Origin of the sequence: Bradyrhizobium sp. 613_E4_N2_2 (genome assembly GCF_052075995.1) — a bacterium.
GTDB classification, from domain to species: domain Bacteria; phylum Pseudomonadota; class Alphaproteobacteria; order Rhizobiales; family Xanthobacteraceae; genus Bradyrhizobium; species Bradyrhizobium barranii.
Map to the genome: position 1 here is coordinate 4,837,532 of NZ_CP197234.1, position 13,304 is coordinate 4,850,835.

Below are 13,304 nucleotides of genomic sequence, written 5' to 3' on the forward strand. Positions count from 1 at the left end.
GGCGAACCGGTCGGTTCGGTCCGGGAAACGGGGCGCTTGCGCCCCAGACTGGCCGCATTGTACGGCTCATAAGGGCATATCTCGTATCCGGTCCGCCGCCAATCGCCAAAAACCAATCACGAAACTGCTTGATCAAGACCGTTTGACCCAGACCGCCTGATGTTGCTCCAGATCGCATTGCGCAAGAAGGCCTCCACCCTCACCGCCCTCGTCACTGCAGCGGCGATCGCGCTGTTGCCGACGCCGGCCGCGCATGCGCAGGCCAAGGGGCCGCCGATCCTGCGCGACACCGAGACCGAGCAGCTGCTGCGCGAATACACGCGCCCGATCCTGCGCGTTGCCGGTCTGGAAAAGCAGAACATCCAGATGGTGATCATCAACGAAAGCTCGTTCAACGCGTTCGTCGCGGACGGCCGCCGCATCTTTGTCAATTACGGCGCGATCATGCAGTCGGAGACGCCGAACCAGATCATCGGCGTGCTCGCGCACGAGACCGGGCATCTGGCCGGCGGCCATCTGTCCAAGCTGCGCGAACAGCTCGCCAACGCACAGACCCAGATGATCATCGCCATGCTGCTCGGGGCCGGCGCGATTGCCGTGGGTAGCACCCGAGGCAGCAACAGCGCCGGCAACAACGGCCTCGCCAATGCCGGTGCCGCCGCCATCGCCGGACCACAGGAGATGATCCGCCGCACGCTGCTGTCCTATCAGCGCCAGCAGGAGGAGAACGCCGACCGCGCCGGCGTGAAATTCCTGACCGCGACCCAGCAGTCGCCGAAGGGCATGTACGAGACCTTCAAGCGCTTCACCAGCGAGAGCCTGTTCGCGTCCCGCGGCGCCGATCCCTATCTCCAGTCGCATCCGATGCCCGCCGAGCGCGTCGCGTCGCTTCAGGAATTCGCCAGTTCCAGCCCCTATTGGGACAAGAAGGACGATCCCGCGCTCCAGCTCCGCCACGACATGGCGCGCGCCAAGATTTCCGCGTTCATGGAGCGGCCCGAGACGGTCTACCGCCGCTACCCCCAGACGAACGACAGCATGCCGGCGCGCTATGCCCGCGCCATCAGCACCTATCTGCACGGCGATTTGCGCAGCGCCCTGGCCCAGATCGACGCGCTGATCCAGGTCCAGCCGAACAACCCGTATTTCTACGAGGTGCGCGGCCAAGCCCTCCTGGAGGGCGGCAAGCCGGCCGAGGCGATCCCCGCCCTGCGCAAGGCGGTGCAGCTGTCCAACAACGCGCCCCTCATCGAGATGTTACTTGGGCAGGCTCTGGTTGGATCGGATAATAAGGCCTACACCGATGATGCCGTTCGGATTCTCCGGGCCGCGGTGGCACGGGAACCGGAGGCTGCGCTCGGTTATATGCAGCTCGCGATGGCCTATGGCCGGAAGGGCGACTATGCCGAGGCGGATCTGGCGTCGGCGCAGGCCGCTTATCTGCGCGGCGACAACAAGACCGCCCGCGAGCTCGCCACGCGCGCGAAAACCCGTTTCGCCGTCGGCACGCCCGGATGGGTCAAGGCCGACGACATCGTGGCGGCCAAGCCGCCGCGCAACTAACGCGACCAAGACGACGCCTGACACCACGACGTCACGACACCGAGCTTAAGTCCGCCGGGACGTTTTCCGAAACCAGCTTTCGATAAGAGGATTTGCCTATGCCTTCGCTGCGCCTGCTTGCTCCCGCGCTGTTCGCGCTCGCCATGTTCGGCGCAGCCGCGCCCGCGTCGGCCGACAGCTTCTCGGATGCCCAGCGCACCGACATCGAGGCGATCATCAAGAACTATCTCGTCACCCATCCCGAGGTGCTCGAGGAAGCGATGACCGAGCTCACCAAGCGCCAGGCCGCGGCCGAAACGCAGAAGCACGAAGCCAGCATCGCGCAGAACTCCGATGCGATCTTCAACTCGCCGCGCCAGGTCGTGCTCGGCAACAAGGACGGCGACGTCACCTTCGTCGAGTTCTTCGATTACAATTGCGGCTACTGCAAGCGCGCGATGGGCGACATGCTCGACCTCATGAAGGCCGATCCGAAGCTGAAGGTCGTGCTGAAGGAGTTTCCGGTGCTGAGCCAGGGCTCGGTCGAAGCGGCGCAGGTCGCGGTCGCCGTGCGCATGCAGGATCCCACCGGCAAGAAGTATCTCGACTTCCACCAGAAGCTGCTCGGCGGCCGTGGCGCCGCCGACAAGGCGCGCGCGCTGCAGGCGGCCAAGGAAGCCGGCCTCGACACCGCGAAGATCGAGAAGGACATCGGCAGCCCCGAGGTGCGCGCCACCATCGAGGAGAATTTCAAGCTCGCCGAAGCGATGGGCATGAACGGCACGCCGAGCTACGTGATCGGCAAGCAGATCGTGATCGGCGCCGTCGGCCTCGAAGGCCTGAAGGAAAAGATCGGCGTTGCCCGTTGCGGCAAGGCGACTTGCTAACAAGGCGACCTGCTGATCCCGCATTTCACAATCTGCGCATGCGACGAGGCCGGCTGAACAGCCGGCCTTTTTCGTTGACCGCAGCTTTGCGCGAATTCTGGCGCGAATCCGGCGCGCGCATTCATCTCGCGTTTAAGAAACAAATACCCCGGAACCGCCGATGTTCCGGAACAACTCAAATCTCCTTTCGTTGGTGGCGCGGGCAATGACGCAAAAGAAACACGTGAGGAGAAATTCGATGTCTAACCGCTTTATGATCTCGGTTGCCGCACTCGCGCTCGTGGCGGGCACCGGTCTGGCGAACGCACAGGGCACCATGAACCGCGACAGCGGTGGTGGCGCCGGTGCGCAGCCGACGCAACATTCGCAATCCGCCGGCGGCGCAGCTGAACGTGGTGCGATGGGCAAGGAAGCCGCTCCCGAGAGGGGCACCGTCGGCCAGGCTGGCGGCGCCATGAAGCCCGGCGGAGCAGCCGAGGAGAAGTCGTCTGGCGCGACGGAGAAATCCGGTGCGATGGAAAAGTCAGGCGGGATGGAAAAATCCGGCACGATGAACAAGAACGCGGCTGACGAGAAGGCCGGCGCGACGAAGGGTGAGCACGCCCAGGGCGCGCAGGACAAGTCCGCGCAGGACAAGTCCAAGAGCACGATGGACAAGTCCCAGATGGACAAGTCCAAGAGCACCGAGACTGACACCAAGAGCGGCAACATGAACGCCCAGACCAAGGGCGCGGACAGCAAGGCTGCCGACACCAAGTCTCAGACCACGACCGGCGCCGCGCCTGCGACCGCTGCGGCACCGCCTGCCGAGAAGCGGACCGAGATCTCAACGGCGATCAAGTCGACCAAGATCGAAGAGACCACCAACGTCAACTTCAACATCTCGGTCGGCGCCGCGATCCCGGCGTCCGTTCGCTTCCATCCGCTGCCGCCCCGGATCGTGGAAATCTATCCGGAGTGGCGCGGCTATGACGTGATCTACGTCCGCGGACAGTACATCATCGTCCGTCCGCAGACGCGCGAGATCGTGTACATCATCGAAGGCTAAGCCGCTTGGCTGACGCCCGATAAGCCCTTGCCGAGAGATCGGCAGGGGCTTTTGGGCTATTGGGCGGCCGCCCCTGCCTATCCCGCCCGGCAGCCACGATTAGAACTGGTTAACAAGCAATTTCCGTAGCTTCCGCACAGGTTTTTGCACCCCGGATGAGCTGTTTGAAGCCCCCTGGGAGGTCCTTCAAGGCTTCCCCTAGGGCGCTTTGTTACCTATAACCCCCGCCACGCCGAAGCACCTCTTGCGGGATTGGAATGGCCGAACCAGCAACCGACACGATCCTCGTTCTCAACGGGCCGAACCTCAACATGTTGGGGACGCGCGAGCCCGAGAAGTATGGCCATGCGACGCTGGCCGACGTCGAAACGCTGTGCCGCGAAGCGGCGGCGGCGTACGGCCTCAAGGCCGACTGCCGGCAGTCCAACCGCGAAGGCGAGCTGATCGACTTCGTCCACGAGGCGCACGCCCGCAAGATGAAGGGCATCATCATCAATGCCGGCGGCTATTCGCACACCTCGATCGCGCTGCACGACGCGCTGCTCGCGGTGCAGATTCCGACCGTCGAAGTGCACGTGACCAACATCCACGCCCGCGAGAGCTTCCGTCACCATTCGTACACCGCGCGCGCGGCCTTCGCCTCGCTCTGCGGTTTCGGCATCGAGGGCTACCGCCTCGCGATCCAGGGCCTTGCCGCCAAGCTCGGCATCAAGCCCAAAGCCTGACGCTCCCTCTTCACACAGAACATTCGGATCAGAACATGGCGCGCCAGCCAGACGACAAAGCAGCCGTAAAGTTTTCCAGCGAGGATTCCGCGCTCGTCCGCGAGCTCGCACTTCTGCTCGATGAGACCAGCCTCACCGAGATCGAGATCGAACGGGCCGGCCTTCGCCTGCGCGTCGCCCGCAACATCAGCGTCGCCGCGACCATGCCGATGCAGATGGCGGCCGCTCCCGCCATCCTGCCGGCGGCCGCAGCTGCCGCCGCGCCAGCCGCGGCCGACCTGTCGAAGCATCCGGGCGCGGTGATCTCGCCGATGGTCGGCACCGCCTATTGGGCGCCGGAGCCCGGCGCCAAGCCGTTCATCGAGGTCGGCAGCAAGGTCTCGGTCGGCCAGACGCTGCTGATCATCGAAGCCATGAAGACCATGAACCAGATCCCCTCGCCGCGCGCCGGCACGGTGACGCAGATTCTGGTCGAAGACGGCCAGCCGGTCGAGTACGGCGAGCCACTCGTCATCATTGAGTGAGGGAGTGGCGAATAGCGAGTAGCGAATAGTTACTCTGCCCCATTCGCCATTCGCTATTCCCCATTCGCCCCTGAGGCACCATGTTCGACAAGATCCTCATAGCCAATCGCGGCGAGATCGCCCTTCGCATCCTGCGCGCCTGCAAGGAGCTCGGGATCGCGACCGTCGCCGTGCACTCCACTGCCGATGCCGACGCCATGCATGTGCGCCTGTCGGACGAGAGCGTCTGCATCGGGCCGCCGCCGTCCAAGGACAGCTATCTCAACGTGCCCGCGCTACTCGCGGCCTGCGAGATCACCGGCGCGGATGCCGTGCATCCCGGCTACGGCTTCCTCTCCGAGAACGCGCGCTTCGCCGAAATCCTTGGCGAGCACAATCTGCATTTCATCGGCCCCAAGGCCGAGCACATCCGCCTGATGGGCGACAAGATCGAGGCCAAGAAGACGGCCAGGAAGCTCGGCATTCCCGTGGTGCCCGGCTCGGACGGCGCGGTCGGCCCCGAGGACGACGCGATGGCGATCGCCAGGAAGATCGGCTTCCCCGTGCTGGTCAAGGCAGCCGCCGGCGGCGGCGGCCGCGGCATGAAGGTCGCGCAGAGCGAGGCCGACCTCCAGGTGGCGCTGTCGACGGCAGCCAACGAGGCCAAGTCCGCCTTCGGTGACGCGTCCGTCTATCTCGAAAAATACCTCCAGAAGCCGCGTCATATCGAAATCCAGATCCTCGGTGACGGCCGCGGCGGCGCGATCCATCTCGGCGAGCGCGATTGCTCGCTGCAGCGCCGCCACCAGAAGGTCTGGGAGGAAGGTCCCTCGCCCGTCCTTGCTGCCGCTGCACGCGCCAAGATCGGCGAAACCTGTGCCAAGGCGATGCGCGAGATGAAATATCTCGGCGTCGGTACCATCGAATTCCTGTTCGAGGACGGCGAGTTCTACTTCATCGAGATGAACACCCGCATCCAGGTCGAGCATCCCGTCACCGAGAGCATCACCGACATCGACCTCGTGCTGGAGCAGATCCGCATCGCTGCCGGCGGTGATCTGCCGGCCAAGCAAAGCGAGATTCAGATCATCGGCCATGCGATCGAGTGCCGCATCAACGCCGAGAACCCGCAGACTTTCCGTCCCTCGCCAGGCCGCATCACACAATATCACCAGCCCGGCGGGCTCGGCGTGCGCATCGATTCCGCGGTCTATCAGGGCTACACCATCCCGCCCTATTACGACTCCCTCGTCGGCAAGCTCATCGTCCACGGCAAGACCCGCGCCGAATGCCTGATGCGGCTGCGCCGGGCGCTGGACGAGATGGTGGTCGAGGGTATCGAGACGACGCTGCCGCTGTTCCGCGACCTGGTGCGCCAGGACGACATCATCAACGGCGACTATCATATCCACTGGCTGGAACAGTACCTCGCGGGCAAGGAACCGGTCGCGGGGTGACCCCTCTCCTCCCGTGGAACCCTTTGGCCCCCATCGCGTTCTGGACGGGGACAGTTCCGAGGGGGCCTTTTGAGTTCCGTTGACGTGACGAAGCGAGACCGTCGTGACGACTGAAGCGCAACGACGGCGCTCCATGTGGCAGATCCTGCTGTTCTCGGCGGGTCTTCTGGTGTTGACCGTGATCAGCGCCGGCTCCGTCTACCTGGTCAACAAGGCCAGAGACGATAGTAAATGGGTGATCCACACCATCGAGGCGGAGAACCAGATCAACGCCCTGCTGCTGGAAATCCGGCGTGCCGAGAGCGCCGCCCGCGGCTATCTCCTGACCCAAGGGGCGGATTTCAAGGCCGACCATGAGAAAGCCGTGGCAGCGATCATACCCGCCCTCGACAAGCTCACGCGCCTGACCCGCGATAATCCGGACCAACGCGGCAACATCGAGAAGCTGAGCGCGGCCATCGAAATCCGGCTGGGGCAATTCAAGCAGGAGCTGGACTTCATCGGCCAGAATCGGCCGGACAAGGCCATAGCGCAGGTCCGCGAGGCCGCCTCCACCGACACCACGGCCGAGATCAGCAAAGTCGCGGTCTCCATGATCCAGGAGGAGGAGCGCCTGTTCCGGCTCCGATCGGCCAATTCCGACCGCAGCCAGACGCTGGCGGCCTCGATGACCGGCATCGGTTCGGGCCTCGTGGTGCTGCTGACCCTGATCTCGATCTGGCTGGTGCGGCGCTCAGTGCTGGCCCGCGACGAGGCCGAGACGCGCCTGCGCGACGCCTACGCCAACCTCGAGACCGTGGTCGACGAACGCACGGCAGACCTGCGCGAGGCCAACAACGAGATTCAGCGCTTTGCCTATATCGTCAGTCACGATCTTCGCTCGCCACTCGTCAACATCATGGGCTTCACCAGCGAACTCGAAGAGCTCAGCGGCGACATTTTCCGCCGTATCGGCGGCCTTACCCATGTCCCGGCCGATGGCCCGCCGCTAGCTGACGGCGAGGTCACGCTCGAAGGCCCCGACAAGCAGCTTTCAACGGATTTTTCCGAAGCGCTCGGCTTCATCAAGTCGTCGATCGCCAAGATGGACCGCCTGATCTCGGCGATCCTCAACCTCACCCGCGAGGGCCGGCGCGAATTCGTGCCCGAGAAGATCGACACCCGCGAGCTGATCGAAGCCATCGTCTCGACGCTGGCGCATCAGTCCGCCGAAGCGCAGGCCGAGATCCATGTCGCGCCGCTGCCGGATCTCGTCAGCGACCGCCTTGCGCTGGAGCAGATCTTCTCCAATCTGATCGACAACGCCATCAAATATCTCAAGGCCGGCGCCCCCGGCGAGATCAGAATCCGCGGGCGCACCAAGCTTGGCTACGCTATCTTCGAGATCAGCGATAATGGCCGCGGGATCGATCCGAAAGATCACCAGCGGATTTTCGACCTGTTTCGCCGGGCGGGAACCCAGGACAAGCCTGGTCAGGGCATTGGTCTTGCGCATGTGCGTGCACTTGTGCGCCGCCTCGGCGGTACCATGTCGGTATCATCGGAACTGAATACGGGCAGCACCTTCACCATCACGCTGCCCATCACCTGGAACGCAAGCAACCGGAACGCCGACCAATGACTCAACCCGTCACCATCATCATGATCGAGGACGACGAGGGCCACGCCCGGCTGATCGAGCGCAACATCCGCCGATCCGGCGTCAACAACGAGATCATCCCCTTCGCCAACGGCACGGACGCGGTGAAGCACCTGTTCGGCTCCGACGGCAGCGGGCTCGTGCAGAAGGGCAATGCGCTCCTGATCCTGCTCGATCTCAATCTCCCCGACATGACCGGGATCGACATCCTGAAGCAGATCAAGGAGAACAAGTACCTGAAAGCCTCGCCCGTGGTGGTGCTGACCACCACCGACGATTCCCAGGAAATCAAGCGCTGCTACGAGCTTGGCTGCAACGTCTACATCACCAAGCCCGTGAACTACGAGAATTTCGCCAATGCCATCCGGCAGCTCGGCCTGTTCTTCTCGGTCATCCAGGTCCCGCCCGCCGCCTCATGAACCAGCACCCGCCTACACTGCTCTACATCGACGACGACGCGGCGCTGGCCCGCCTGGTCGAGCGCGGCCTGACGCGACGCGGCTACAAGGTCATTCATGCCGCGAGCGGCGAGGAAGGCCTGGAGCGTATCCGTCGCGCGGGGACCCAAAACAGCGCCGACAGCTGCATCGACGTCGTGGCGCTCGACCAGTACATGCCCGGCCTCGACGGGCTGGAGACGCTCGAGCAGATCATGGCGATACCAGGCGCGCCGCCCGTGGTGTTCGTCACCGCGTCGCAGGATTCCAGCATCGCGGTCACCGCGCTGAAGGCAGGCGCGGCCGATTATCTCGTCAAGGACGTCAAGGGCGATTTCATCCCCCTGCTCCACGTCGCCGCCGACGGCGCGCTGCGCCAGGCCGAATTGCAGAAGGCGCGCGAGGAAGCCGAGGCCGAGATCCACGCATCGCGCGACCGCTACGCCGCGCTCGCCGCCGAACGCGAGCTGCTGCTGCGCGAGGTCAATCACCGCGTCGGCAACTCGCTCCAGATCATCGCTTCGCTGCTGCATCTCCAGGCGAACTCGGCGGGCCAGGAAGAGGTCAAGGCGGCGCTGACCAACGCGATGGGCCGCGTCGCCGCGGTCGCGCAGGTGCACCGCCGGCTCTACACTTCGCAGGACCTGAAGAGCGTGGTGCTGAACCAGTATCTGGATTCGCTGCTCGAGGATCTCAGGCGCTCGGCCGAAGGCAACCGGATGTCGCGCCTGACGGTGAAGGCCGAGCCGATCGAGATCGATCCGGACCGCGCCGTCGCCGTCGGCATCATCGTCAACGAGCTGGTGATGAACGCGGTGAAATACGCCTATCCCGACGGCGCCGGCCCCATCCATGTCGAGCTGACCTCGCATGGCGAGGATCTGCTGCTGGCGATCACCGACGACGGCGTCGGTGACAAGGTCAAGGCGGATCCGCGCTCGACCGGCATGGGCCAGCGCATCGTCGCGGCGATGGCCACCAAGCTCGACGCCACTGTCGAGCGCGACCCCGCCCATTCCGGAACTCGCGTCATGCTGAGGTTCCGCCGCACGCCCGCAGCCCCCGACAAGACCAACAACGCCGCCGCAGGCTGACCCTCGCCCCCTTCGCAACACCTCCACGATCCTGCTATTGTTGCGCCATGACTTCGCGCGACTCCGCTTCGTCTGAAATCACGCCGGCCGTGCTGTTGCGTGCCTATGCCTGCGGCATTTTTCCGATGGCCGAGAGCGCCGACGATCCGACCCTGTTCTGGGTCGAGCCGGAATTGCGCGGCGTGATCCCGCTCGAGGGATTTCGCGTGGCCTCGCGGCTCGCGCGCACCGTCCGTACGGACGCCTTTCGCGTCACCGTCAACACGGCGTTCAAGGCAACGATCGCCGGCTGCGCCGCGCCGCAGGCGGGGCGCGAGGACACCTGGATCAACAAGCGGATTCGCGACCTCTATGGCGGCCTCTACGAGCTCGGCCATTGCCACAGCGTCGAGGCCTGGCAGGGCGACGACCTCGTCGGCGGGCTCTACGGCGTCAGCCTCGGACGCGCCTTCTTCGGCGAGAGCATGTTTCACACCGCGCGCGATGCCTCGAAGGTCGCGCTGGTGCACCTGGTCGCGCGGCTGATCCATGGCGGCTTCGAGCTGCTCGACACGCAATACGTCACTGATCATTTGAAGAGTTTTGGCGCGGTCGAGATTTCGCGGCGGCGCTACACCGCGCTGCTCGACAAGGCGCTCGCCGGTGACCCCGGTGATTTCCTGCGGTTGTCAACCGGCGACGCGATCCCGGGCGCACGCGCGCTCGATATCATCGCCTCCCGTCCATGATCGGTAATGGGGCCTAGCGCCCGAACCCGGGGATGCCGAACAGGCCCGGCCGCTGCTCCGGCGGCGGCGGGGGTGGCGGCGCCGGCTGCTGCTGCTGGATCGGCGGCAAGGGCTGCGGCGGGCGCTGCTGCACGGCCTGCTTGGGTTGCGCCGCCTTCTTCTGCGCGGGCGGCGGAGCCGCCGGCTTTGCTGCGGTCGGATCGGGCGCCGCGGTCGCAATGGTCTGCTGCGGCTCTTTGCAGTCGGTGAGCCAGATGTCGTAGATCGGATGCTCGACGCCGTGCAGGCCGGGGCTCGCCGCATACATCCAGCCTGAGAAGATGCGCTTCACCTCGCCCTGCAAGGTGATCTCGTCGACCTCGACGAAGGCGTCGGTATTGGTGGCTTCCGTCGCCGGCCGCGTATAGCAGGCGTCGGTCTTGACCCGCAGCGCGCCGAACTGGACGGTCTCGCCGATGTCCTCGTCGAAATTGATGATGCGCCCGGTGATCTTGTCGAGGCCGGAGAAGGTCGCCTTCTTGTTCACGATCTTCTGGGCCGGCGGCTCGGTCACGACCTCGTCGCCCGGCTGGAGGCTAGCCGGGGTCTGCGGGACAGTGCCGCCCGGCCCGCCCTTCTGCTGGGGCTGGCGCTGACCGGGCGCACCCGGGGCGGCTTGCGGATTGGGCGGAGCGACCGCCACGGACGGCGGCTGGTTCGGCGGAGCGACGGTTGAGCCCGGCGGCGGCGCCAGGGGCTGGGACTCGACCGGCCCCGGCATCACGTTACCTTGCCGGCCCGGCGGCGGCGCCATCGGGCGCGACGGCAGCACGCGGCCCTGCGGCGGCAGCTCGGGGACCTCTTCGTCGTCATCGGGGATCTGAGGCTGCGGCTGACCACGCGGAATCGAACCCGGCGGCCGCGGCGGCGGGTCGGAGAAGATCGTGCCGATCTGCGCCTGCGCGGGCGTCGCAACCGTCAATGCGGTGGCGGCCAGAAGCGCCGCAAGACCTGGCAGGGCAAGTCTTGTAAGGGTAAAGGTTCGAACCATCTTCTCGCGCGGCTTCAACAGCGAATCGGGCTTGCTGGACATTCTACAGGGGATACCGCCGCTCGCAGGCCATCCGGTTAACACGGCGAATACGGCGGGGGAAGGGCGGCATCCCTGCCCTGCCCGCCGCCGGCTGGCCAGACCGGCGACCGGATGGGATAGTTCACCGGCCCCTCCCCGGGGCCAAGGCGGGCAGCGCCCCCGAAACGACGTCCAACGATAACAGAAAACCCCAAGGTCGCTCCCATGCCCGTCGTGCTCGATCCCGATGCCGCCGCCGTTTACAAGGCCTTCCAGGAGGCCGGCCGCCCCGCCAATGAGACGCTGACGGCACCGGAAGCCCGCGCCTATTACGGGCAGGCCCGCTTTGCCACCAACCCGGAGCCGCCGGAACTGGCGCGCGTCGCGGCGCTGGCGATCCCGGCGCCGCACGGCGCGATCCCCGCCCGCATCTACGTGCCGAAGGAGCCGCGCCGTCAGGACGGGTTGTCGCCGGCGCTGGTGTTCTTCCATGGCGGAGGCTGGGTGATCGGCGATCTCGACTCCCACGACGTCGTCTGCCGCCAGCTCGCCGTTTCAGGCGCGCTGATCGTGATCTCGGTCGATTACCGCCTCGCGCCCGAGCACAAGTTTCCCGCCGCCGCCGATGACGCGATCGCCGCCACGAAATGGATTGCCGCGAATGCGCGCGAACTCGGCATCGATGCCTCGCGCCTTTCGATCGGCGGCGACAGCGCCGGCGGCAATCTCGCCGCCGTGGTCGCGCTCACCGCACGCGACGGCAATGGTCCGAAGATCGCGGGCCAGGTCCTGATCTACCCCGCGACCGATTTCGCCATGACGCACGGCTCCCACAGCGAGCCCGAGACCAGCGTGCTGCTGACGCATTCGGTGATCCGCTGGTTCCGCGATCACTATCTCAACGGCACAGCCGACATCCACGACTGGCGTGCCTCGCCGGCGCGCGCGAAGAGCCTTGCCGGGCTGCCGCCGGCCTATGTGCTCACGGCCGGCGCCGATCCGCTGCGCGACGAAGGCGACGACTATGCCGAGCGCCTCAGGCAGGCCGGCGTGCCCGTCACGTACAAGCACTATCCCGGCCAATTCCACGGCTTCTTCACGATGGGCAAATTGCTCCAGCAAGCCAATGTCGCGGTGCGCGAGATCGGCGCCTGGTTGAAGGAGCTGGGCTGACGCCTCCCATGCCCTTCGTTCTTCAAACCGTCTTCGCCCTCCCCCTGCGCGCGCTGACATGGCTCGGCAGCCAGGGCACCCGAGGGGTCGCGGCGGTCGTGTTCGTCGCCGCCGCCGTGCCGCCGCTCGGCGCGCTGCTGCGGCCCTACATCACCGAAGCGATCCTCGTCCTGCTCTGCATCTCCTTCATGCGAGTCGATCTCGCGGCGCTGTACGGTCACCTACGCCGCCCGGCGCTGATTGCGACCGCAACCGCCTGGACTACGATGGGCGTGCCGCTGATCGTCGGACTGATCATCTATGCAACAGGGCTCAACGACCGCTCGCCCGGCCTTTCCGTTGCCCTGATGCTCCAGAGCATGGCCTCGCCCATGATGGCGTCTCCGGCGCTCGCTGCGCTGATGGGCCTCGATGCCACGCTCGTGCTGGTCACGCTGGTGACCTCCACCGCGCTGGTCCCCTTCACAGCGTCGCTGTTCGCAAGCCTGTTCCTCGACGGCATGCTCAGCGTCACACCGGCGACGCTCGGCCTGAAGCTGCTTGGCATCCTCGCGGCGTCGCTGCTGGCCGCAACCATCATCCGTTGGGTGTTCGGCGCAGAAGCGATCCAGCGCCACAGGAAGCCGATCGACGGCTTCAACATCATCATCCTCCTGATCTTCGCCGCCGCGATCATGGGCGATGTTGTGAACGATCTGGTGGCGCAGCCGGTGTTCACCATCAGCCTGGCGGCTCTGTCCTTCGCGATCTATTTCACGCTGCTCGCCGTCACCACGCTGCTGTTCCGCCGCATCGGCTATGAGCGCGCGCTGGCGCTCGGGCTGATGGTGTCACAGCGCAATCTGGGCCTGATGCTGGCCGCGACCGCCGGCGCGCTGCCGCCAACCACCTGGCTCTATTTCGCGATGACGCAGTTTCCGATCCATCTTGCGCCCTACATGCTGACGCCGATTGCACGCCGCCTGGTGGCCCGCGCGGATGGCAACGGCGAGGCCGCTGCAGGCAAGGCGACCTAGGCCG

Annotated in this window: 13 protein-coding genes; 12 read left to right on the plus strand and 1 reads right to left on the minus strand. The window is 65.6% G+C overall.

Features of this window, described 5'->3' with window-relative positions; genetic code table 11:
* Positions 1-159 precede the first annotated feature (159 nt).
* The 10 genes from AB7290_RS23405 to aat all read left to right on the plus strand — a co-directional run bounded on the left by AB7290_RS23405 (position 160) and on the right by aat (position 10,060).
* Positions 160-1,563: a M48 family metalloprotease gene (locus AB7290_RS23405; protein WP_071914367.1), complete on the plus strand. Its 1,404-nt coding sequence runs from the start codon at positions 160-162 to the stop codon at positions 1,561-1,563.
* A 98-nt stretch (positions 1,564-1,661) separates the two neighbouring features.
* Complete coding sequence (locus tag AB7290_RS23410; RefSeq protein WP_085401094.1) at positions 1,662-2,429, plus strand: DsbA family protein; 768 nt, start codon at positions 1,662-1,664, stop codon at positions 2,427-2,429.
* A gap of 238 nt (positions 2,430-2,667) precedes the next feature.
* Positions 2,668-3,477, plus strand: coding sequence for a DUF1236 domain-containing protein (locus tag AB7290_RS23415; protein ID WP_085401095.1), 810 nt, complete (start codon positions 2,668-2,670; stop codon positions 3,475-3,477).
* A gap of 257 nt (positions 3,478-3,734) precedes the next feature.
* Positions 3,735-4,202 carry a type II 3-dehydroquinate dehydratase gene (aroQ, locus tag AB7290_RS23420; RefSeq protein ID WP_014495592.1) on the plus strand — a complete coding sequence of 156 codons (468 nt, stop codon included), beginning with the start codon at positions 3,735-3,737 and terminating at the stop codon, positions 4,200-4,202.
* Between the two features lie 35 nt (positions 4,203-4,237).
* On the plus strand, positions 4,238-4,726 hold the full coding sequence (gene accB, locus AB7290_RS23425; RefSeq protein WP_085401096.1) for an acetyl-CoA carboxylase biotin carboxyl carrier protein: 489 nt from the start codon (positions 4,238-4,240) through the stop codon (positions 4,724-4,726).
* Between the two features lie 80 nt (positions 4,727-4,806).
* Entirely contained in the window at positions 4,807-6,162 is a 1,356-nt protein-coding gene (gene accC, locus AB7290_RS23430) for an acetyl-CoA carboxylase biotin carboxylase subunit (RefSeq protein ID WP_085401097.1), read from the plus strand.
* A gap of 103 nt (positions 6,163-6,265) precedes the next feature.
* Positions 6,266-7,783, plus strand: a complete 1,518-nt coding sequence (locus AB7290_RS23435; RefSeq protein WP_094184055.1) for a sensor histidine kinase — start codon at positions 6,266-6,268, stop codon at positions 7,781-7,783.
* A complete protein-coding gene (locus tag AB7290_RS23440; protein WP_063983554.1) occupies positions 7,780-8,220 on the plus strand; it encodes a response regulator in 441 nt (146 codons plus the stop codon). The genes AB7290_RS23435 and AB7290_RS23440 overlap by 4 nt, the downstream gene beginning before the upstream one ends.
* A complete protein-coding gene (locus AB7290_RS23445; RefSeq protein WP_085401099.1) occupies positions 8,217-9,332 on the plus strand; it encodes a sensor histidine kinase in 1,116 nt (371 codons plus the stop codon). Before AB7290_RS23440 ends, AB7290_RS23445 begins: the two co-directional genes overlap by 4 nt.
* Positions 9,333-9,379: 47 nt before the next feature.
* Positions 9,380-10,060: a leucyl/phenylalanyl-tRNA--protein transferase gene (aat, locus tag AB7290_RS23450; RefSeq protein ID WP_085401100.1), complete on the plus strand. Its 681-nt coding sequence runs from the start codon at positions 9,380-9,382 to the stop codon at positions 10,058-10,060.
* Positions 10,061-10,073: 13 nt separating this feature from the next.
* Here aat and AB7290_RS23455 read toward each other — a convergent pair whose 3' ends face one another.
* Positions 10,074-11,132 (minus strand): DUF2155 domain-containing protein, encoded by a 1,059-nt coding sequence (locus tag AB7290_RS23455; RefSeq protein WP_085401101.1) that lies wholly within the window; start codon positions 11,130-11,132, stop codon positions 10,074-10,076.
* A gap of 204 nt (positions 11,133-11,336) precedes the next feature.
* Between AB7290_RS23455 and AB7290_RS23460 the strand changes: the two genes are divergently transcribed.
* Both AB7290_RS23460 and AB7290_RS23465 read left to right on the plus strand, forming a co-directional pair.
* Entirely contained in the window at positions 11,337-12,284 is a 948-nt protein-coding gene (locus tag AB7290_RS23460; protein ID WP_085401102.1) for an alpha/beta hydrolase, read from the plus strand.
* 8 nt (positions 12,285-12,292) lie between these two features.
* Positions 12,293-13,300, plus strand: a complete 1,008-nt coding sequence (locus tag AB7290_RS23465; RefSeq protein ID WP_085401103.1) for a Na+-dependent transporter — start codon at positions 12,293-12,295, stop codon at positions 13,298-13,300.
* The last annotated feature ends 4 nt before the right edge of the window (positions 13,301-13,304 follow it).

Coding starts and splice junctions, on each gene's coding strand:
- AB7290_RS23405 (WP_071914367.1), top strand. CDS start 160: ATGTTGCTCCAGATCGCATTGCGCAAGAAGGCCTCCACCCTCACCGCC.
- aroQ (WP_014495592.1), top strand. CDS start 3,735: ATGGCCGAACCAGCAACCGACACGATCCTCGTTCTCAACGGGCCGAAC.
- AB7290_RS23415 (WP_085401095.1), top strand. CDS start 2,668: ATGTCTAACCGCTTTATGATCTCGGTTGCCGCACTCGCGCTCGTGGCG.
- AB7290_RS23440 (WP_063983554.1), top strand. CDS start 7,780: ATGACTCAACCCGTCACCATCATCATGATCGAGGACGACGAGGGCCAC.
- accB (WP_085401096.1), top strand. CDS start 4,238: ATGGCGCGCCAGCCAGACGACAAAGCAGCCGTAAAGTTTTCCAGCGAG.
- AB7290_RS23465 (WP_085401103.1), top strand. CDS start 12,293: ATGCCCTTCGTTCTTCAAACCGTCTTCGCCCTCCCCCTGCGCGCGCTG.
- aat (WP_085401100.1), top strand. CDS start 9,380: ATGACTTCGCGCGACTCCGCTTCGTCTGAAATCACGCCGGCCGTGCTG.
- AB7290_RS23445 (WP_085401099.1), top strand. CDS start 8,217: ATGAACCAGCACCCGCCTACACTGCTCTACATCGACGACGACGCGGCG.
- AB7290_RS23410 (WP_085401094.1), top strand. CDS start 1,662: ATGCCTTCGCTGCGCCTGCTTGCTCCCGCGCTGTTCGCGCTCGCCATG.
- AB7290_RS23455 (WP_085401101.1), bottom strand. CDS start 11,132: ATGTCCAGCAAGCCCGATTCGCTGTTGAAGCCGCGCGAGAAGATGGTT.
- AB7290_RS23460 (WP_085401102.1), top strand. CDS start 11,337: ATGCCCGTCGTGCTCGATCCCGATGCCGCCGCCGTTTACAAGGCCTTC.
- accC (WP_085401097.1), top strand. CDS start 4,807: ATGTTCGACAAGATCCTCATAGCCAATCGCGGCGAGATCGCCCTTCGC.